This is a genomic window from Nocardioides caldifontis (genome assembly GCF_008087345.1).
Classification (GTDB): Bacteria; Actinomycetota; Actinomycetes; order Propionibacteriales; family Nocardioidaceae; genus Marmoricola_A; species Marmoricola_A caldifontis.
Window position 1 is genome coordinate 587,077 of sequence record NZ_VHIB01000001.1, and the last position, 20,641, is coordinate 607,717.

Consider the following 20,641-nt stretch of genomic DNA (forward strand, 5'->3'; position numbering starts at 1 on the left):
CTCACCCCTCGACGCCGGCCTCGAGGTCGCCCTCCACCTCGAGGTAGACCTGCTGCATCGCGGCGAGCGTGTCCGCGTCGGGCTCGGCCCACAAGCCGCGTTCAGCCGCCTCGTGCAGCCGTTCGACCATCCCGCGCAGCGCCCACGGGTTGGACCGGCGCAGGAACTCCTGGTTGGTCTCGTCGAGGACGTACTCCTGCGCGAGCTTCTCGTACATCCAGTCGTGGACCACGCCGGCCGTCGCGTCGAACCCGAACAGGTAGTCGACCGTCGCGGCCAGCTCGAAGGCTCCCTTGTATCCGTGTCGCTGCATCGCCGCGATCCAGCGCGGGTTGACGACGCGGGCGCGGAAGACGCGGGCTGTCTCTTCCGCGAGCGTGCGCGTGCGGATGGCGTCAGGAGAGGTGGAGTCACCGACGTACGCCTTCGGGTCGTGGCCCGTCAGCGCACGCACCGTCGCGACCATGCCGCCGTGGTACTGGAAGTAGTCGTCGGAGTCCGCGATGTCGTGCTCGGCGGAGTCCACGTTCTTCGCGGCGACCTTGATGCGCCGGTAGTTGGCGCGCATGTCGTCGGGAGCCGGTGCGCCGTCCAGGTCCCGGCCGTAGGCGAACCCGCCCCAGGCCGTGTAGACCTCGGCGAGGTCGTGGTCGTCGCGCCAGGAGCCGGACTCGACGACCTGCAGGATGCCGGCGCCGTAGGAGCCCGGCTTGGAGCCGAAGATCCGGGTCCTCGCGCGGCGGGCGTCGCCGTGCTCTGCCAGGTCGGACCGGAAGTGGGCGCGCACGTAGTTCTGCTCAGCCGGCTCCTCCAGCTCGGCGACCATCCGCACCGCGTCGTCGAGCATCGCCACCACGTGGGGGAAGGCGTCACGGAAGAAGCCGGAGATCCGGACGGTGACGTCGATCCGGGGCCGGCCGAGCTCCTCGAGCGGGACGACCGACAGGTTGCTCACCCGGCGCGACTCCGCGTCCCACTCGGGGCGCACGCCGAGGAGGGCGAGCACCTCCGCCACGTCGTCACCCGAGGTGCGCATCGCGCTGGTGCCCCAGACCGAGAGCCCCACGGAGGACGGGTAGCCACCGGTCTCGTCGACGAACCTGCGGACGAGCGAGTCGGCCATCGCCTGACCGGTCTGCCAGGCCAACCGTGACGGCACCGCTCGCGGGTCGACGGTGTAGAAGTTCCGGCCGGTCGGGAGGACGTTGACCAGACCACGCAACGGTGAGCCCGAGGGGCCGGCCGGGACGAAGCCGCCGGCGAGCGCGTGGAGCACGGAGTCGAGCTCGTCGGTCGTCCTCGCCAGCCGGGGCACGACCTGCTCGGCGGCGAAGGTCAGGACCCTTCGGACGTCCGGGTCGTCGTGGAGGTCGGGGATCACCGCGGCGTCCCAAGCAGTGGCCTCCAGCCGTTCGACCAGCTCCCGTGCCCGGGCCTCGGTCTCGTCGACCGCCTTGAGGTCGCTGCCCTCCTTGAGCCCCAGGGCCGCCCGCAGTCCGGGCACCGCGTTGCCGACGCCGCCCCAGACCTGAGCGGCGCGCAGGACCGACAGCACCAGGTTGACCCGTGCCTCGCCGGTCGGGGCCGCACCCAGCACGTGCAGGCCGTCGCGGATCTGCGCGTCCTTGATCTCGCAGAGCCACCCGTCGACGTGGAGCAGGAAGTCGTCGAACTCCTCGTCGTCCGGACGCTCCTCGAGCCCGAGGTCACGGTGCATCTCGGCAGAGCGCATGAGCTGCCAGATCTCACCACGGATCGCGGGCAGCTTCGCGGGATCCATGGCCGCGATGTTCGCGTGCTCGTCCAGGAGCTGCTCGAGGCGAGCGATGTCGCCGTACGCCTCCGCACGCGCCATGGGAGGCACGAGGTGGTCGACGATCGTGGCGTGCGCACGGCGCTTCGCCTGCGCGCCCTCGCCGGGATCGTTGACGAGGAAGGGATAGACGAGGGGCAGATTGCCGATCGCCGCATCGGGTCCGCACGCGGCGGACAGCGCCGCGGTCTTCCCGGGCAGCCACTCCATCGACCCGTGCTTCCCCAGGTGCACCACGGCATCGGCTGCGAACCCGTGCTCGATCCAGCGGTAGGCCGCCAGGTAGTGGTGGCTGGGTGGGAGGTCCGGGTCGTGGTAGATCGCGACCGGATTCTCGCCGAACCCCCGCGGGGGCTGGATGAGGATGACGACGTTGCCGGCCTGCAGGGTCGCCAGCACGAGCTCGCCGTCGTCGTTGACGAACAGGCCACCCGGCGCCGGGCCCCACGCCTCGGTCATCGAGTCCCGCAGCTCGGACGGGAGGTCGGCGGTCCACTCGTCGTACTCCGCCTTCGAGATGCGCACGTGCGCGTCGCTCAGCTGCGCCGAGGTGAGCCACTCCTCGTCCTGCCCTCCCGCCGCGACGAGGGCATGGATCAGGGCGTCGCCTGCAGCGGTGTCGTCGTCGCTGTCGAGGAGGGGCAGGACGGCGTTGTCGCTACCCAGGTCATAGCCCTCGCTCCTGAGCCGGCGCAGGAGACGGATCGCCGAGACCGGGGTGTCGAGACCGACGGCGTTGCCGATGCGGGCGTGCTTGGTCGGGTAGGCCGACAGGACCAGCGCCAGCTTCTTGACGGCGTTCGGGAGGCGCCGGAGGCGAGCGTGGTTGACTGCGATCCGGGCCACTCGCGCCGTGCGCTCGGCGTCGGCGACGTACCGGGGCAGTCCTTGGTCGTCGATCTCCTTGAACGAGAACGGCGCGGTGATCACGCGGCCGTCGAACTCGGGGATCGCGATCTGGGTGGCGGAGTCCAGCGGTGTGACGCCATCGTCCGAGGCCTCCCACTGCGCTCGGCTCGAGGTCAGGCACAGCCCCTGGAGGACCGGAATGTCCAGCGCGGCCATCCGCTCCACGTCCCACGCCTCGTCGTCGCCGCCCGCACTGGCGGTCGCGGGGGTGCTGCCCCCGGCGGCGAGGACCGTGACGACCAGCGCGTCGAGCGTTCCGAGTGCCTCGTAGAGGTCGTCCGGGGCCGAACGCAGGGAGCCTGCGAAGATCGGTAGTCCCACGGCATGGCCCGTCGCGTCGATGGCGTCGGCCAAGGCGTGCACGAATGCGCTGTTGCCACTGACCTCGTGCGCCCGGTAGTAGAGGACACCGACCCGCGGGAGCGATCCGTCCCGCGGAGCGGGCCGCTCGGCATAGCCCCACGAGGAGACCGAGACCGGAGGGTCGAAGCCTTCACCGGTCAGCAGCACCGTGTCGGACAGGAAGGCGTGCAGCTCCGCGAGGTTGCGGGGTCCGCCCTCGGCCAGGTAGCGGTGAGCCTCGGCCGCCACGCCGATCGGGACCGAGGAGAGCTCCATCAGCTCGGCGTTCGGCTCCTGCTCCCCACCCAGGACGACCACCGGCATCCCGGTGGCGGCGATCCGACGGAAGCCCTCGCAGAGGTCCTGCGGTCCTCCCAGGACCCTCGCCACGACGAGGTCACAACCCTCGACCACCGACGCCATGGACTGGTGTGCGGGACGAGCCGGGTTGGCCCACAGGTAGGGCTTCTCGCTGGCCCGCGCCGACAGCAGATCGGTGTCGGAGGTCGACAGCAGTGCAATGCGTGGGGACGACACGGCAGCGGCCATGGGTCGGGTTCCTCCTCCGGGGTTCTCGCCCCGTTCAACGGTCGGACGCACCCGTGGCCAGTATCTGGCTGCGTCCCTGCCGAGCACGACCTGGACGTCACAGTGGCGGAACCGCCCCGGAGTCTCACCGGGTTCCTGCGCCACGGGCGTACGCCGCAGCCTACGAGAGAATCCCTCCCGTGGTTCACCCGGTCTACCTCGTGCGGCACGGCCAGTCGGAATGGAACCTGCTGCGACGCACGCAAGGTCAGACAGCGCATCCGCCGTTGACGGAGCTGGGCCGCGCGCAGGCAGCGTCGGCCGCAGCCCTCATCGCCTCCGACGTCTCGCGTCGGGGTCTCGTGGTCGACCGCATCGTCACCAGCGACCTGGTCCGGGCCGTCGAGACCGCGAACATCCTGGCAACGCGGCTCGGCAGCGCCGTCGGACTCGACGTCCGGTTGCGCGAGCAGCACCTGGGACGGCTCCAGGGGCGGGGCTACGAGGAGACGTGGGCCGCGGCCGAGGAGCTCGACTGGTCCGACCCAGCTCAAGCGGTCGCCGGCGGCGAGTCGCTCGTGGACGTGCGCGACCGGATGGCCGCCGTGCTCCGCGAGACCGATCCCGCCGCCGTGACGGTGCTGGTGTCGCACGGTGACGCGATCCGGGTGGCAGCCGCCCACCTGAGCGGAGTAGAGCCGCACGATGCGCCGTGGGTCGAGGTTCCCAACGGTGCGGTGCTCGTGGTCGCCGAAGGTCTCACCTGGTTGTGATGGCACGCCGGTCCTCGGGTCGTGGGGTTGGCAGGTCCGGGTCGATCTGGGAAGTTCTCCGTAGGCGCCCCCAGGGAAGGCGGGGCGTTGCTTGACGGAGCGGAGGCTGCCGTGCGGATCGCCGATGCTCACGACGCCCTTGCGGGAGGCGGTCGATGAGCGACAGGGCGGTCGACGAACCGACCCTCGAGCCGGGCTCCGGGCAACAGACGCGTGCCGCGTCCACGGTCGCCGCGCGGATCCGCGACCTGGGTGAGAGCCGCCTCGGCGCGCTGTTGCTCCTGCTCGCGACGGCGATCGCGATCATCTGGGCGAACGTCTCGTTCGAGTCGTACCACGACTTCTGGGAGACAGAGGTCAGCGTCGGCCTCGGGGACACGGTCCGAGAGCTGCGCCTTCACCACGTCGTCAATGACGCACTGATGGCGATCTTCTTCTTCATCGTGGGGTTGGAGGTCCGCCGGGAGTTCGCGATCGGAGAGCTGACCAGCTGGTCCCGGGCCATGGTTCCGGCGATCGCCGCTGTTGCCGGCCTCGTCGTACCCGCCGTCATCTACGTCCTGGTAGCGCGAGGGAGTGGACAGGAACACGCATGGGGCGTGGTGATCTCGACGGACACCGCGTTCCTGGTCGGAGCGCTGGCCCTGATCGGGCCACGAGGCTCAGGACGTCTCCGTGTCTTCCTGCTGGCGCTCGCCGTCGTGGACGACATCGGAGCCCTCAGCATCATCGCACTGGTGTACACGGAGGACTTCGATCCGGTCCCCCTGGTCCTGGCCGCCGTCGGGCTGGTCGGCGTCTACGTCACCCGCTACCTGAGGCGTGGACGGGGACCCATCTACGTGGGCCTCGCCGTCGTCGTCTGGCTCACGTTCTTCGCGTCCGGCGTCCACCCGACGTTGGCCGGCGTGGCGATCGCACTTCTCGTGCCCGTGTACCGCCCGGAGCGGCGCGTGGTCGAGCAGGCCGTCCAGCTCGCGTGGACCTTCCGGCAGTCCCCGAACACGGAGTACGCCCGCGCGGCAGCCAACAGCCTGCGCTCCTCCATCTCGATCAACGAGCGACTCCAAGCGGCGTACGCGCCGTACGTGGCGTACGTCATCCTGCCGCTGTTCGCGCTCGCCAACGCGGGAGTCCAGCTCTCGCCCGACATCCTCTCGGCGGCGGCACGGTCACCCGTCACCTGGGGCGTCCTGGTCGCGCTCGTGGCGGGCAAGTCCCTCGGCATCCTCGGGTCAGCCGTGCTGATGCGGCTGTTCCGCGTCGGCGACTTCGGCCCCGGCCTCAGCCTGGACCGCATCGCCGGGGGAAGCGTCCTGTGCGGCATCGGGTTCACGATCTCGCTGTTCATCGTCGACCTCGCGATCGACGACCCCGCCGCGCAGAACGAGGCCCGGGCCGGGGTGCTGTCGGCGTCGCTGCTCGCCTTCCTGATCGCAGCCGTCTTCTTCCGGGTCTCCGACACCGTGAGGCCGCGAGAGGAGGTGGGACGAACCCTCACCCGTCCTGTCGACCCACGTCGCGACCACATCTCCGGACCGGTCGACGCTCCGCTCACGATCGTCGAGTACGGCGACTTCCAGTGCGGGTTCTGCCTCCGGGCCTCAGGATCGATCGAAGAGGTCAGGCAGGAGCTCGGTGACCAGCTCCGGTACGTCTGGAGGCACGCACCTCTGGAGCGTGAGCACCCCAACGCCGTAGCCGCAGCGGAGGCGGCGGAAGCGGCCGCGATGCAGGGCCAGTTCTTCCCGTTCGCACGAAGCCTGTTCGCCGACCAGGACAACCTCCTGCCGGCGGACATCATCCGCCGGAGCGAGAGGCTCGGTCTCGACGTGGAGCAGTTCGAGGACGACCTTCGTTCGCCGGAAGCAGCGGCCCGCGTCCGGGACGACATGCTCGACGCCGAGGCCATGAACATCACCGGCGTTCCCACGTTCTTCATCAACGGGGAGCGTCTCGCGGGCGCGTACGACGCCCGTTCGCTCATCCGTGCACTCGAGGAGACGTCGAGCGGAGCGGCGCGTCGCGGGTCCGAGCTGCTCTGAGCCGGACCGAATCCTTCGGTCAGCGAAGATGCTGCGGTGACTGCATCCGACGCCACACCTGACCGTTCGCCGGCGACGCTCGGGCCCCGCGCGGCCGTCACCCTCGTCGCAGGATCGTCAGCGGCGGTGCTGGTGGTCGAGATCGTGGCGCTGCGGCTGCTGGCGCCGTACCTCGGGCTGACGCTCGAGACCAGCACCATGGTGATCGGGATCGCCCTGGCCGCGATCGCCGCCGGGTCGTGGGCCGGGGGATGGCTCGCCGACCAAGTCGACCCCCACCGCATGCTCGCTCCGCTGCTGGCGATCTCCGGCGTCGTGGTGGCACTGACGCCGGCAACGCTGCGGACGACCGCCGAGGCGGCGCCGGCACTGCTCGTGCCGGTCGCCGCACTGGCGGTCCTCGTCCCTGGCGCCCTGCTCTCGGCGGTGACCCCTGCGGTCACGAAGCTCAGGCTGACGAGCCTCGACGAGACGGGGACGGTGGTCGGCCGTCTGTCCGGCGTGGGAACCGTCGGCGCCATCGCGGGGACCGTCCTGACCGGCTTCGTGCTGCTCTCGCGGCTCCCGGTCAGCACCATCCTCCTCGCCCTCGGCGGGCTGCTGGTCCTGGGCGGGCTCGTCGTGGCCGGGACACGGGTCCACGCGCGGCGCGGCGCCGTGGCACTGCTGGTCGTCGTCGCGGCGGGGGTGGCGACCACCTTGGCGCCTGGGGGGTGTGACAGCGAGACGGAGTACCACTGCGCCAGCGTGGTGGTCGACCCCGACCGCCCGGGCGGGAGGACCCTCGTCCTCGACGGAGTCCGGCACTCCTACGTCGACCTCGAGGACCCCACCCACCTGGAGTTCGTCTACGTGCGTGCGGTCGCCGCGGTCGTGGACGCTGTCTTCCCGGGCGACGAGCCGCTGGACGCCTACCACCTCGGCGGCGGCGGCCTGACCTTCCCGCGCTACCTCGCCGCCACCCGACCCGGGACGCGCAGCCTGGTCTCCGAGATCGATGCCGGAGTCGTCCGCATCGACCGCGAAGAGCTCGGCGGGCTCGACGGCGTCGCCGTCCGGGTCGAGGACGGTCGGCTGGGGCTCGGTCGCCTGGACGCCGCCAGCCAGGACCTCGTCATCGGGGACGCCTTCGGCGGCGTCGCCGTCCCGTGGCACCTGACCACCGTCGAGGCGATCCGGGAGGTCGAGCGAGCGCTGCGCGACGGCGGGGTGTACGCCGCCAACCTCATCGACCATGGCGAGCTGAGCTTCGCGCGGTCCGAGGTCGCGACCGTCGCACGGGTCTTCGACCACGTCGCCGTGCTCGGCGAGCCGGCGGACCTCGGACCGGAGCAGGCCGATGCCGACGGCGGGAACATGGTCGTCGTCGGCAGCAACGAGGTCCTCGACCTCGAGGCCGTCCAGCGCGGGCTGGACCGACGTGACACCGGCTGGCGCACCCTCTCCGGCGACCGGCTGGATGCATGGGTGGGCGACGTCGACGTGCTCACCGACGAGTGGGCGCCGGTCGACCAGCTGCTCGAGCCGTACCGCCCGGCAGCGCACGTGACCGCCCGGTAGCGTCGCGCCGTGACGTCGAGGGAGGGTGCGCGCGATGCCCGGCGCGCGGTGGGGAAGCTGCAAGCCCTGGTCCGGATCCCCACGGTGAGCAACCGGGATCCCGACCTGGTCGACACCGAGGCCTTCGACCGCCTCCTGGAGGAGCTGAGGGCCCAGTTCCCGCTGGTGCACGAGCGGCTCGAGCTGACCCCGGTGCACACCCACGGCTTGCTGTTCCGCTGGCCCGGCGCGAGCAGCGAGCGGCCCGTCGTCCTGATGGCGCACCTCGACGTCGTACCGGTGGAGGGCACCTGGCAGCACCCTCCCTTCTCCGGGGACGTCGTCGACGGCGCCATCTGGGGCCGCGGCACCCTCGACGACAAGGGCTGCGTCGCGGCGATCTGCGAGGCTGTCGAGACCTTGCTCGAGGACGGCTTCGTCCCCGCGCAGGACGTCTGGCTCTCCTTCGGTTGCGACGAGGAGGTCATGGGCCGGGCGGCGCCCCTGGCGGTCGAGGAGCTGGAACGCCGCGGCGTCCGCCCGTGGTTCGTGCTCGACGAGGGTGGCGCGGTGGCCGGCGAGGCGTTCCCGGGCGTCGCGGCGCCGATCGGTGTGGTCGGCGTGACCGAGAAGGGCGTCACCTCGCTCGAGCTCCGCGTCGAGGGACGGGGCGGACACGCCTCCACGCCGGCACGGATGGGGCCGACCGCCCGCATCGCCCGGGCCGTCACGAGGCTCGACCGCTCGCCGATGCCTGCGAGGACCCCGGAGCCGACGGTCGAGCTGCTCCGCCGGATGGCGCCCCACGCGCCCCAGCCACTCCGGGTCCTGCTGGCAAACGCGGGTCGACTGGGGCCGGTGCTGGCCCGAGCGCTGGTCGCCGCGGGTCCGGAGTCGGCCGCCATGACCCGTACGACGGTCGCGGTCACGACCTTGTCGGGCAGCCCCGCCCTCAACGTCATCGCCGCCACCGCGAAGGCCGGCGTCAACATCCGGATCATGGTGGGTGACACCGTCGCCGGCGTCCTCGACCACGTCCGCAAGGTCGTCGACGACGACCAGGTGCACATCGACGTCATCGAGCAGCACGAGCCCAGCCCGGTCTCTCCGCGCGACGACGCGTTCGAGCTGCTGGAGTCGACGATCGCCGAGCTGTTCCCGGACGCCGTGCCCGCGCCGTACGTCATGATGGCCGCCACCGACTCGCGCTTCTTCACCCGTATCTGCGACCGCGTCTACCGGTTCGCTCCCTTCCGCATGACGAAGGCGCAGCGCGAGTCCATCCACTCCTACGACGAGCACCTCGGCGTCGACGCCTTCCTCGACGGTGTCCGGTGGTACCGCCGGCTGGTCGAGAAGCTCCCCGCATGAGCACCCTGACGAAGGACGCGAGGGCCCGCGGTCTTGCCGCCGTCGTCGGCTTCCTGGTCTGCGTCGAGCTGGCCAGCGGCATCCTGCAGGGCTACTACACGCCGATCTTCACCGACATCGCCGACCACCTCGCGATCAGCGACGCCGACGTCAACTGGTTCGAGGCCGCGCAGCTCATCGTCTCCGCACTGCTCGTGCCGCCCCTGGCCCGGCTCGGCGACATGGTCGGGCACAAGAGGGTCCTGCTCGTCTCGACCGCCGTCACCGCGGCGGGCTCGTGGGTGCTGGCGTTCGCGCCGGGGTTCACCACGTTCCTGATCGGGTGGGCGCTGCAGGGCGCGTACGTCGTGTGGCTGCCCCTCGAGATCGCGATCATCCACCGACGTACGGCGGGCACCGGCCGTCAGGGGCTGCTGACCCGTCGGGCGGCGGCTGTGCTCGTCGGCGCGCTCGAGGTCGCCGTCATCGTCGGTGCGCTGACCTCTGGCGCTCTCGTCGAGGCCACCTCCATGACGGTCCTCCTCGCCCTCCCCGCGGTCGCCGTGACCCTGTGCCTGCTGGTCGTCTGGTTCGGCGTGGAGGACGCCCCGGGCGAGGCGACGGGCGGCTTCGACTGGGGTGGGCTCGCCCTGGTCAGCGCGGCGCTCGGCCTGGTCATGGCCGGCCTCGTCGTCGTACGGCTCGACGGGGCGACCAGCGTCTGGGCGTGGCTGCTGATCGCCGCGGGGCTGGCCACCCTGGTCCCCTTCGCCCGTCACGAGGACGCCCGGCCGGACCCGCTCGTCGACGTACGGCTGCTCCGTTCCCCCGGCCAGTGGCCCGTGCAGCTGACCGCCTTCCTGTTCGGGATGTCGGTGCTCGGCGCCCAGATCCCCTTGTCCACGTTCGCACGCACCGACCCGGCGCTCGCCGGCTACGGCCTGGGTGCCGGCGCCGGCTTCGTCTCGACCCTCATCGGAATCTACGTGGTCTTCCTCGCCGTCGGCGCCTTCACGTTGCCGCTGACCTCCCGGCTGCTGGGCGCCCACGGGGCTCTCGTCGCCTCCGCGCTGCTCGTCGCTGCGGGCTACGCCCTGTGGTTGCCCTTCCACGAGACGACCGGGCAGGCACTGTTCAACATGGGGGTCGCCGGACTCGGCTCAGGAGCACTCGTCGCCGCACTGCCCGCGACGGCCGCGGCCGCAGCGCCACCGGAGCGGACCGGCTTCGCCACCGGGATGACCAATGCGACGAAGACGGTCGGTGGTGCGCTCGCCTCCTCGGTGTTCGCGATCGCCCTCGCCTCGACCGGGTCGCTGGAGGGCCCGGACGAGGGACAGGCACCGCTCAGCGGCTACCTCACGGTCTGGACGATCTGCGCCGTGGCCGCCCTGGTGGCCGCGCTGGTGCTGTTCCGGATGCCACCGCGAGCGACCGAGCGGCCGGTCGTCAGCAGCTGAAGGGCGCTGCCGGCTCCTGCCTGGCTGCTGGCCCCGGTCCGCACGGCCTGGTCCGACAGCTCCCCTCAGGCGACGATCCGCGGCATCTCGAGCGTGTCGCCGGCGGACGCACGGGACAGGTCCCAGTCGGGCAGGAAGACGACCGAGGAAGCCGCCTGCTCCGGGACCACGGCGAGCGGCAGCTCCTCGAGGCGCCGCTCCTCCCGCGCCGCCCAGGCCGCGAGGAAGAAGCCGATGGGCACCGTGACGAAGCCGGGCGCCGCGACGAGCAGGTCGCCGATCCCGAGGCCGTAGACGAACCACGTCGTCGACGCGACCGCGCCCACCAGCCAGGCGAAGGCCGACCCGTGCGGCTTCCGGGTCCGGACCGCGTGCATCAGGTGCGGCAGCATGGTCACGGTGGACAGGGCGGTTCCGAGGCTCCCCAGGAGCACGAGCGGCGACACGGGCGTGGCTTTCTTCGAGTGAGACGACAGAGGCAGTGCTTCGCCGCCCGGCCGCGGGGCCGGTCAGGGCGAAGGGGATTCACAGCGCTCATCGGCGGGGGAACCGCGGTGGTTGAGGATGCCGACCTTGTGATCTCGCTCATGCCGGGGGAGCGGCGTGGCACCCAGCGCCCTGGTGGTGGCATCGCGTTGCTGCGCGCTGTCCGCAGGGCCGCGCAGCGCGCTCAGCCGCGGTAGTTGTAGCCGGTGGCGGGCGTGACAGGCCGCTCGTAGGCGGGCCGGTAGATCTCGGGAAGGTACGGGCCCACCAGGTGGCCGAGCTCCTGGTGACGCTTGGTGACCGGGTCGGGGTCGTAGACCCGCTTCGCGAGCGCCTCGGCGAGCTCGGCTTCCATCGCCGCCTCGTCGATGGTTGTCAGTACACCGTCCTCCATCACGACCCGGCCGTTGATCATCACGGTGCGGAGGTCGTGACGCTGGGCCCGGTCCACGAGGATGTCGAGGAACGGCGTGGTGTCGTATCGCCCGGCCGGCGAGGTGATGCGCCGCCGGTCCAGCACGAGGAGGTCGGCGAGCATCCCGGGTGCGAGCCGCCCGACCTTCCCCTCCTGGCGGATCGCCCGCGCTCCGTTGTCACCGGCGTCTCGCAGGAGTTCGCCGCTGTCGGCGCGGACGTGCTCGAAGTCGCGCGGGTCGCGGTAGAGGTACGACGCCAGCCGCAGCTCGGTGAACATGTCCTCGTCGTCGTTGAACGAGATCCCGTCGGTGCCGAACGCGACGCGCCCGCCCGCTGCCCGGATGTCCCGCACGCGGGCGATCCCTGCGGACAGGCGCAGGTTGGAGCCGGGGTTGTTCGAGGCGACTGCGCCGCTGTCGGCGAAGATGCTCACCTCCTCGTCGCTGACCCACACGAAGTGCGCGCAGACCATGTCCGGGCCCAGGATGCCGAGCTGGTGGAGCCGCTGCACGGCCGGGACGCCGTAGCGCTCCCGGCTGAAGTGCATCTCCGAGCGCGTCTCGAGCACGTGGGAGGTGATGCCGGTGCCGTGCTCGTCCGCGACCCGGCGGCAGCGCCTGTAGAGGTCGTCGGAGCAGGCCGGTGTCCAGTCCGGCGCGAGCACCGTGCGGATGCGCCCGTCGTACCCGTCCCAGCGGCGCACCAGGTGCTCGTACGTCGCGAAGACCTCGTCGAGCGGCCAGGCGTAACCCATCGGCGAAGCCTTCACCTCGGCGGCCAGGGCCGGTGGCAGCCGCTTGAGGAAGCAGTCGTCCTCCTCGTGCGCGTAGACGTGCTGGTCGCGGGAGACCAGCCCGAAGGCGACACGGAACCCGCTGTCGGCGTACGCCTGCAGGACCGGCTCGGTGCCGAAGTGGGGGACCGAGGGGCGGCCGTAGTACATGTCGACCGCCGCCGTCTGGCCGCCGCGGATCATCGAGGCGATCGAGTGCTGCGCGATGAGGTAGAGGTCCCGCTCGAGCGCTGGGCCGTAGCCACCGTGCACGTGCACGTTGGCCTGCTCGAAGATGTACTGGTAGTGACCGGGGCCGACCGAGAGCTCCGAGTGGTAGTGCCCGTTGACGAGCCCGGGCATGACGATGCTGTCGTCGCCGCCGATGACCCGGTCGAACGGACCTCGCTGCTCCAGGAGCTCGCGCGGGCCGACTGCGGAGATCGCGTCGTCCTCGACGACCACCGCCCCGTCCTCGATCAGGTCGACGCGGTCGAGGCTGACCACGGGGTTCCCCAGGACGAGCGTGCGCACGGACCCTCCTCGCGTCATGGAGCCGAGACATTAGATCTCATCGTCTCGGTGGTCAAGCAGTTCAGGTCATTGACCGCCTCGCGCCCGGCTGCCTAGGCTCCGACGGAATATCTCATATTCAATGGAGGATCCAGTGGGCGTGCAGTCGTTCAGTGACCAGGCCAGGGGCGCGGCGGCGGAGGTGTGGGACCGGTTGCCGGAGCACCCGTTCGTGCGTGGCATGGCGGACGGGTCGCTGCCGCCCAGCACGTACCAGTTCTATGTAGGACAGAACCTCCTCTACCTGCCCCAGTACGCACGGGCGATCGCGCTCGGCGTCGCCAAGTCCCGGGACGACGAGGAGCTGCGTCGCTACTCGGCGGCGCTCGCCAACATCGTCGACGTCGAGATCCCCCAGAACCGGAGCCTGCTGACGCGGGTGCAACAGCTGAGCGGCGACCTGACGCAGGAAGAGGTGATGGCGCCGGCCACGCGCAACTACACCTCCTACCTGCTGTCCACGGCGGCGACGCACGACGTCGTGGCGATCGGCGCGGTGATCCTGCCGTGCGCCTGGAGCTACGGCGAGATCGCGCGCCACCACGTCGACCAGGTCGTCGCGCACCCCGTCTACCGGCCCTGGTTCGAGTTCTTCGCCACCGACGAGTACGCCGCCCTGGTGGCTGCCATGCGTACCCGGCTCGACGCCGACGCCGCCGGGCTCGCCGAGGTCGACCGGGCGCGGCTCACCCGGGTCTTCGTCGACGCCACCCGGCTCGAGCACGACTTCTGGGACATGGCGATCGCCGGCAAGCCCAGCTGACGTTGACCCGTGCGGGGGGTAGCCATCAGCCGGTTGCTTCCCTAGGGTCGGCACATCATATGTCAGATCTCGCATCTCGAAGTCGGGAGATCCCCATGCACCCTTCGGCAGAGGCCAAGACGGTCGCTCCCCCCGTCCAGGGGGAGGGCGTCGAGCTCGTCGACGTCGTCAAACGGTTCGGTGGCACGGTGGCCGTGTCGGGCGCGAGCCTGTCGCTCCCGCGCCATGGCCGGTTGTCGATCGTCGGCCCCAGCGGGTGCGGCAAGTCGACGATCCTCTCGATGATCTGCGGCCTCACCGACGCGAGTGAGGGCGTGGTCCGGGTCGAGGGAGCGACCACCATGAAGGAGCGGCTCGCCCGCTGCGCCTGGATGCCGCAGCGCGACCTCCTCCTGCCGTGGCGCGACGTCGCCGGCAACGCGGCCCTGGCTTTGGAGAACCACGGCGTCTCGAAGAAGGAGGCGCGCGAGCAGGTGCTCGACCTGATCGAGAGGTTCGGGCTCTCCGGGTTCGAGAAGAAGTACCCGCACCAGCTGTCGGGCGGCATGCGGCAGCGCGTGTCGTTCCTCCGCACGATGGCGGCAGGCAAGGACGTGTTGCTCTTCGACGAGCCCTTCGGTGCGCTCGACTCCATCACGCGGGCCGACCTTCAGCAGTGGCTCCGGCTCACCCTGGACGAGGCGCCCCGCACGACCGTACTCGTCACCCACGACGTCGAGGAGGCGCTGCTCCTCGGGGACACCGTCGTGGTGATGAGTGCCAGGCCGGGCCGGATCGTGCAACGCATCGAGGTGGAGCTGCCGCAGACCGACAGCCGGCGCGAGCTCCTGCGGCACCCAGCGTTCGCCGAGCTCCGTGACGAGCTCCTGTCCTTGCTCGAGGTGACCGAATGACCGTCGCGGAGACGAGGGAGACGATGAGCCCCACCACCGAGAGTGTTCCGCCCCCGGGGACCGACCCGGGCAGGGGCCAGATGAGGATGCGCGGCGGCCTCCGCCGCGTGATGCCGCCGGCGACGATCCTGATCGCGGTGGGCGTGCTGTGGCAGCTCGCCAACACCTCCTTCGGCGTCCCGGACTACATCCTGCCGTCGCTCACCGACATCTGGACGTCGGCGAGCGAGCGGTGGGCGGACACCTTCTCGAGCGCGACGCGGGTGACCTTGCAAGAGGTGCTGATCGGCTTCGGGCTGGCCATCGCCGTCGGCGTCACCATCGCCCTGGCGTTGCACCTCTCGGAGGCCTTGCGCACCGCGATCATGCCGCTGCTGATCGGCTCGCAGGCGGTCCCCATCGTCGTCATCGCGCCGGTGCTGGCGATCATATTCGGCTACACGTTGATGCCGAAGGTCATCGTCGTGGCGCTGATCTGCTTCTTCTCCATCGTCGTCAACACGATGCACGGACTGTCGTCCGTGGATCCGGAGCTCATCAAGGTGATGCGCACGCTGGACGCGAGCAGGTGGGCGATCCTCCGCCGGGTGGAGATCCCGGCGGCCCTGCCTTCCTTCTTCACCGGTCTCCGCATCTCGGCGACGTACGCCTCGGTGGGTGCCGTCTTCGGCGAGTTCTCGGGATCGCTCGACGGCCTGGGCTACGTGATGATCCAGGCCACCTCGCAGCTGCAGACGGACATGGTGTTCGTGGCGATCTTCATCCTCACGTTCATGTCCATCTCCCTCTTCGTGACCGTCTCGATCGTCGAGCGGTTCGTCTGCCCGTGGGCAAGAAAGGAAGAACGCCGATGAGGAAGATCAACATCGGGCGGAGGGCAGCCGTTCTCGGCACGGGGCTGCTCCTCAGCCTCGGCTCGCTGACCGCGTGCGGTGACGACGAAGCCGACGGGAGCGGTGACGGTGGTAGTGGCGGCTCGAAGGCCGCCAGCGAGGTCAGCGTGCTCCTGGAGTGGTTCCCGAACCCTGACCACATCTCCCTCTACACCGCGAAGGAGATGGGCGCCTTCGAGGAGGAGGGGCTCGAGGTCAAGTTCCAGCCGCCCTCCAACAACACCGACTCGCTCAAGATGGTCAGCCTGGGGCAGATGCCTTTGGCCATCTCCTACGCCAACGCGATCATCAACGCCGAGGCCGAAGGGCTCGACGTCGTCGCCGTCGCGGCGCTCATCCCGACCACGCTGAACTCGCTGATCCTCCACAGGACCGACGAGGTCCAGGACATCACGGACCTCAAGGGCAAGCCGATCGGTTCCTCCGGCGACCCGGTGTCGGAGGCCATGTGGGCCTATGCGTTGAAGCAGCAGGGGTTCGAGGACGAGGACATCAAGTTCGTCTCGATCAACCAGGGCTACTCCCCGGCGATGATCTCGGGGAAGGTCAACGCGATCATCGGCGCTTACCAGAACATCGAAAGCGTCGAGCTCCGCGAGCACGGCGTCGACCCGGTCGGCTATGCAGTCGGCGAAGCGGGCGTCCCCGAGTACGACGAGCTCGTGTTGATCGCCCAGCGCAGCAAGCTGGAGTCGGACGAGGGGTACCAGGAGACCGTCCGCAAGTTCCTCGCCGGGCTCGCGAAGGGCGACGCAAAGGCGCAGGAAGACCACGACGCGGCCTTCGACGCGATCGAGAAGGTTGCCAAGGGGTACAGCCCGGAGAGCATGAAGGAGATGATCGACCAGACCGCGCCGCTGCTCGAGAACCCGGACGGCTTCGGCCAGATGGACGTCGCGGAGTGGCAGGAGCTGGCCGACTGGCTCTACGACAACGACCTCCTCTCCAAGGAGGTCGACGCCGAGAAGGTCGTCACCACCGATTACCTCCCCAAGGCCGCTGGATGACCGCCACGATCGCGAACCGACGGACGGGTTGGACCGGCGAGCTGTGGTCGGCCATCGAGCCCATCCACCGGGCGATCCTCGACCACCCGTTCATCACCGGGCTGACCTCCGGTGATCTGGACCCGGCAGCCTTCCTCCGGTTCCTTGACCAGGACACCTACTACGTCAACGAGTACTCCCGGTGCCTCGCGGCGCTCAGTGCCAAGGCGCCGACGATGCCCATGACACGGTCGCTGCTCAAGCACGCCGCGGGCGCGGTCACGGCGGAGTCTGCGCTGCACGCCGAGCTCGCGACGATGCTCGGTGGCGAGGCGCCCGTGCACGACCGGCTGGACCCCTCGCCGACCGCGATGGCCTACGTGGACTTCGTGACCGCGAGGGTGCATTCGGCCTCCTTCTTCGAGGGGTTGGCGGCCGTCCTGCCGTGCATGTGGGTCTACGCCGAGGTGGGCGTGCACCTGAAGGCGCACGGCTCGCCGAGGTCGGCGTACCAGAAGTGGATCGACAACTACGCGGGCACTGACTACCTCGACGAGGTGGAGCGGGTCCTCGCGGACGTCGACGTCCTGGCCCGGGACGTCAGTGATGTGGAGAAGGCCCGTGCGGTCGAGGTGGCGCTCACGGCGACGCGCTACGAGTGGATGTTCTGGGACTCGGCCTACCGCGCCGAGGCCTGGCCCGCCTTGGGCTGAGCGACCTGGTCGAGCGAGTCGGGCTGACGACCGGCGGCGGGGACCCTTCCCCGCCGCCGGGTCCTCTCCAGGGCCTTGCCAGGCCTCGCAATCTCATACATCATATCTAATGTAGGAATCACGACATGACAGGAAGATGGCCATGACCAGCCACGCCGCACCGCACGCCGCACCAGTCGACAAGGTCCTCGACGCGATCGACTACGACCGCCTCTACTCGGTGGTCCAGGAGGTCTGCCGAATCCCGTCGGTCCTCGGGGAGGAAGGACCGCTCGCGGAGTACCTCGTCGACCTGATGAAGGCCTCGGGGTTCGAGGACGCACGGAAGCAGGAGGTCCTGGAGGACCGCCCCAACGCGATCGGCGAGGTCAGGTTCGGCGACGGCCCCCGCGTGGTCATGACCGGCCACATGGACACCAAGCCCGTCTCGCACGGGTGGACGAAGACCACGCCGTTCTCCGGTGAGCTCATCGACGGCGCGATCTACGGCCACGGGATCATGGACATGAAGGCCGCACTGGTCTGCCAGATCGTGGCCATCGAGGCGCTCCGGGACTCGGGTGTCCCGCTGGCCGGCACGCTGGCGATGGCCGCGGTCTCGGACCACATGGGTGACCAGCTGGGGTCGATCCGGTACTTCGACGAGTTCTCCGCCGACTACTGCGTGCTCGGCGAGCTCTCGGACAACGAGATCTTCCTCGGCCACCGCGGTCGCTACTACTTCGACATCACGGTGATCGGCACCTCGGCGCACACCTGCCACAAGCCGCTGGCCGTCAACGCCAACGCGCTCGCGGCGCAGGCGATCCTCGAGCTCGACCGCTCGGCCCTCCGGCCGCAGCTCGAGACCTGGGTGCGGGACCTCTTCGGCGACGAGACCTACATGGCTCCCGGACGCGTGTACGGCGGCTTGCCCCCGGGCGGTCCGTCGATGATCCCCGACGAGTGCGTGATCCGGGTCGACTGCCGGCCGCAGCCGGGCGTGGGCGTCGAGGAGGTGCGCGCCGAGATCGACCGGTGCCTCGAGGCGGCCAAGGAGCGCGACCCGCGGTTCCGTGCCGAGGTGGAGCTGGTCGACGTGAAGTCCGGCTACCTGGCGAAGCCGGGCGACCCGGTGGTGGAGCTGATGCGCGAGTCGGTGCGCAGCGTGCGCGGTGCCGAGCCGCCGCTCCAGGCCGCCGGCTGGCTGGGCGACACCGCCAGCTTCGGGAGCACCGTGCCGACGATCATCTTCGGCCCGGGCGGCGAGCCGGTGTACTGCCCGGACGAGCACCTCTCGCTCGACGACCTCGTCGAAGCGACGAAGGTCTACGCGACGTTCGGGGCGCTGGCGCTCCAGCCGAAGTAGGTCTGGGATGACGGTGAGCACCGCTGTCCGCGGCCGCGTGGTCCTGGCGAAGCCGGGGCTGGACGGGCACGACCGCGGCATCAAGGTGGTCGGCATGGCATTGCGCGACGCCGGGTTCGAGGTGATCTACCTCGGGCTGCACGTGCGGGCCGAGGAGGCCGTGGCGGCGGCCGTGGCCGAGGACGCCGACGTCATCGGGCTCTCCGTCCTGTCTGGTGTGCACCTCGCCGTCACCGAGGAGTACGTCGCCGAGTGCCGGCGTGCCGGGCTCGACGACGTGGCGGTGGTGGTGGGCGGCACGATCCCGCCCCAGGACGTCCCCCGGCTCCTCGGGGTCGGTGCCCGCGCGGTCTATCCCGTGGGCACTCCCCTCGAGGACGTCGTGGACGGCGTGCGCGGGGTGGTCGACGAGAGGCGGGGAGTGGCATGAGCGGGAGCACGGTGAGGACGGACTCGGGCATCGAGCTCGAGCCGTACTACGACGAGGGCTCGGTCACCCCGGGGCTGGGCGAGCGGCTCGGTCGGCCTGGTCACCCGCCGTTCACGCGCGGGGCCTACGAGTCGATGTACCGCGGCCAGCTCTGGTCGATGCGCCAGTACGCCGGCTACGGCTCGGCCGCCGACACCAACGCCCGCTACCGCTACCTGCTGTCGCAGGGTCAGACGGCCCTGAGCGTCGCCTTCGACCTGCCCACGCAGCTCGGCTATGACTCGACCGACGAGCGGGTCACCTCGGAGGTGGGCCGCGTCGGGGTGGCCATCGACACCGTCGAGGACATGGAGCTCGTCTTCGACGGGCTGCCCATCGACCAGCTGTCGGTGAACTTCACGATCAACGCGACCGCCCCGATCATCCTGGCCTTCTACCTGGTCGCCGCCGAGCGCCAGGGCGCCGCGCTCGCCGACGTGGCGGGGACGTTGCAGAACGACATCCTCAAGGAGTTCCTGGCACGGAAGACCTTCATCTACCCGCCGGCGCCCTCGCTGAGGCTCGTCGCCGACGTGGTCGAGTTCGCCTCAGCGGAGCTGCCGCGATTCAACGGCATCTCGATCACCGGCTACCACGCGCGCGAGGCCGGCTGCAACGCGGTGCAGGAGATCGGCCTGACGATGGCGTCGGCGATCGCCTACTCCGAGGCGTTCCGCCAGCGGGGGCTCGAGTTCGACTTCTTCGCGCCCCGGCTCTCCTTCCACTTCGCCAGCCAGCTGGACTTCTTCGAGGAGGCCAGCAAGGTACGCGCGGCCCGCCGCATGTGGCACCGGATCGCGACGGAGCGGTTCGGCGCGAAGAAGGAGACCTCGGGTCGACTGCGGTTCTTCTCGGGCTGCTCCGGGGCGACACTGACGGCGCAGCAGCCGCTGAACAACGTCGTCCGCTCCACGCTGCAGTGCCTCGCCGCGGTGCTCGGCGGCGCCCAGTCGATCCACGTGATGGGCTACGACGAGGCCCTCGAGATCCCGACCGAGGAGTCCGTCCGGCTGGCGCTGCGGACCCAGCAGATCATCGCGCACGAGTCGGGCGTCGCGAAGGTCGTCGACCCGCTGGCCGGCTCCTACTTCGTCGAGGCGCTGACCGACGAGATCGAGGAGCGGGCGTGGGCGCTCATCGAGGAGATCGACAAGGGCGGCGGCTACGTCGAGATGCTCGCCGAGGGCGTCCCGCAGCGGTGGATCGCCGAGTCGGCGTACGAGTACGAGCGCGAGGTCGCGAGCCTCGAGAGGGTCCGAGTCGGCGTGAACAAGTACGTCGAGGACGATGCGGTGGCGCCGCCGCTGTTCGAGGTCGACCAGGAGGCGGCGGAACGTCAGCGCGCCGCGCTCCGCGAACGGCTGGCCGCCCGTGATGACCAGCTCGCCAAGGACGCGCTCGCCGCCCTGCGCTCGGTCCTGGAGGGTGACGGGAACGTGATGCCCGCCCTGATGCACTGCGCGCGCTCGGGTTGCACCCTCGGCGAGATCGCCGACGAGATGCGGGACGTCTTCGGCGAGCACCGGGAGCCGCAGTCGTGGTGAGCCCCCGCCCCGCAGGAGCGCCCCT

The 20,641-nt window shown here is 70.4% G+C and carries 16 protein-coding genes and 1 riboswitch; of the genes, 13 read left to right on the plus strand and 3 right to left on the minus strand.

What is annotated here, in order from left to right; all coding sequences use genetic code 11:
- Position 1 precedes the first annotated feature (1 nt).
- On the minus strand, positions 2–3,613 hold the full coding sequence (cobN, locus tag FIP57_RS10905; protein ID WP_148573524.1) for a cobaltochelatase subunit CobN: 3,612 nt from the start codon (positions 3,611–3,613) through the stop codon (positions 2–4).
- Between the two features lie 38 nt (positions 3,614–3,651).
- Positions 3,652–3,793, minus strand: a riboswitch (cobalamin riboswitch).
- On the opposite strand from cobN, the gene FIP57_RS10910 reads away from it, so the two are divergent.
- The 5 genes from FIP57_RS10910 (at position 3,793) to FIP57_RS10930 (ending at position 10,759) form a co-directional block, all read left to right on the plus strand.
- The gene (locus tag FIP57_RS10910) at positions 3,793–4,365 is read left to right on the plus strand and encodes a histidine phosphatase family protein (RefSeq protein ID WP_162529764.1); all 573 of its coding nucleotides are present in this window, start codon (positions 3,793–3,795) and stop codon (positions 4,363–4,365) included. It overlaps the preceding riboswitch by 1 nt.
- A gap of 155 nt (positions 4,366–4,520) precedes the next feature.
- Positions 4,521–6,410 (plus strand): Na+/H+ antiporter NhaA, encoded by a 1,890-nt coding sequence (gene nhaA, locus FIP57_RS10915; RefSeq protein ID WP_148573526.1) that lies wholly within the window; start codon positions 4,521–4,523, stop codon positions 6,408–6,410.
- 36 nt (positions 6,411–6,446) lie between these two features.
- The gene (locus FIP57_RS10920) at positions 6,447–7,970 is read left to right on the plus strand and encodes a fused MFS/spermidine synthase (protein WP_148573527.1); all 1,524 of its coding nucleotides are present in this window, start codon (positions 6,447–6,449) and stop codon (positions 7,968–7,970) included.
- Between the two features lie 9 nt (positions 7,971–7,979).
- A complete protein-coding gene (locus tag FIP57_RS10925; RefSeq protein WP_148573528.1) occupies positions 7,980–9,320 on the plus strand; it encodes a M20 family peptidase in 1,341 nt (446 codons plus the stop codon).
- Positions 9,317–10,759 (plus strand): MFS transporter, encoded by a 1,443-nt coding sequence (locus FIP57_RS10930; RefSeq protein ID WP_148573529.1) that lies wholly within the window; start codon positions 9,317–9,319, stop codon positions 10,757–10,759. Before FIP57_RS10925 ends, FIP57_RS10930 begins: the two co-directional genes overlap by 4 nt.
- Positions 10,760–10,824: 65 nt before the next feature.
- On the opposite strand, the gene FIP57_RS10935 is transcribed toward FIP57_RS10930, so the two are convergent.
- Positions 10,825–11,157 carry a hypothetical protein gene (locus tag FIP57_RS10935; protein ID WP_148573530.1) on the minus strand — a complete coding sequence of 111 codons (333 nt, stop codon included), beginning with the start codon at positions 11,155–11,157 and terminating at the stop codon, positions 10,825–10,827.
- Between the two features lie 272 nt (positions 11,158–11,429).
- Positions 11,430–12,968 (minus strand): amidohydrolase family protein, encoded by a 1,539-nt coding sequence (locus FIP57_RS10940; RefSeq protein WP_162529765.1) that lies wholly within the window; start codon positions 12,966–12,968, stop codon positions 11,430–11,432.
- A 139-nt stretch (positions 12,969–13,107) separates the two neighbouring features.
- Between FIP57_RS10940 and tenA (FIP57_RS10945) the strand changes: the two genes are divergently transcribed.
- The 8 genes from tenA (FIP57_RS10945) to FIP57_RS10980 all read left to right on the plus strand — a co-directional run bounded on the left by tenA (FIP57_RS10945) (position 13,108) and on the right by FIP57_RS10980 (position 20,616).
- Complete coding sequence (tenA, locus tag FIP57_RS10945) at positions 13,108–13,770, plus strand: thiaminase II (protein WP_162529766.1); 663 nt, start codon at positions 13,108–13,110, stop codon at positions 13,768–13,770.
- A gap of 95 nt (positions 13,771–13,865) precedes the next feature.
- Positions 13,866–14,663 carry an ABC transporter ATP-binding protein gene (locus tag FIP57_RS10950; protein ID WP_148573533.1) on the plus strand — a complete coding sequence of 266 codons (798 nt, stop codon included), beginning with the start codon at positions 13,866–13,868 and terminating at the stop codon, positions 14,661–14,663.
- Positions 14,664–14,686: 23 nt separating this feature from the next.
- Positions 14,687–15,517 carry an ABC transporter permease gene (locus FIP57_RS10955; RefSeq protein ID WP_203231173.1) on the plus strand — a complete coding sequence of 277 codons (831 nt, stop codon included), beginning with the start codon at positions 14,687–14,689 and terminating at the stop codon, positions 15,515–15,517.
- Positions 15,514–16,563, plus strand: coding sequence for an ABC transporter substrate-binding protein (locus FIP57_RS10960; protein WP_148573534.1), 1,050 nt, complete (start codon positions 15,514–15,516; stop codon positions 16,561–16,563). Before FIP57_RS10955 ends, FIP57_RS10960 begins: the two co-directional genes overlap by 4 nt.
- Positions 16,560–17,255, plus strand: coding sequence for a thiaminase II (gene tenA / locus FIP57_RS10965; protein ID WP_148573535.1), 696 nt, complete (start codon positions 16,560–16,562; stop codon positions 17,253–17,255). Before FIP57_RS10960 ends, tenA (FIP57_RS10965) begins: the two co-directional genes overlap by 4 nt.
- Positions 17,256–17,397: 142 nt before the next feature.
- Positions 17,398–18,603: a M20 family metallopeptidase gene (locus FIP57_RS10970; protein ID WP_162529767.1), complete on the plus strand. Its 1,206-nt coding sequence runs from the start codon at positions 17,398–17,400 to the stop codon at positions 18,601–18,603.
- 13 nt (positions 18,604–18,616) lie between these two features.
- Positions 18,617–19,033, plus strand: coding sequence for a cobalamin-dependent protein (locus tag FIP57_RS10975; protein WP_238993402.1), 417 nt, complete (start codon positions 18,617–18,619; stop codon positions 19,031–19,033).
- Positions 19,030–20,616: an acyl-CoA mutase large subunit family protein gene (locus FIP57_RS10980; RefSeq protein ID WP_148573538.1), complete on the plus strand. Its 1,587-nt coding sequence runs from the start codon at positions 19,030–19,032 to the stop codon at positions 20,614–20,616. Before FIP57_RS10975 ends, FIP57_RS10980 begins: the two co-directional genes overlap by 4 nt.
- The last annotated feature ends 25 nt before the right edge of the window (positions 20,617–20,641 follow it).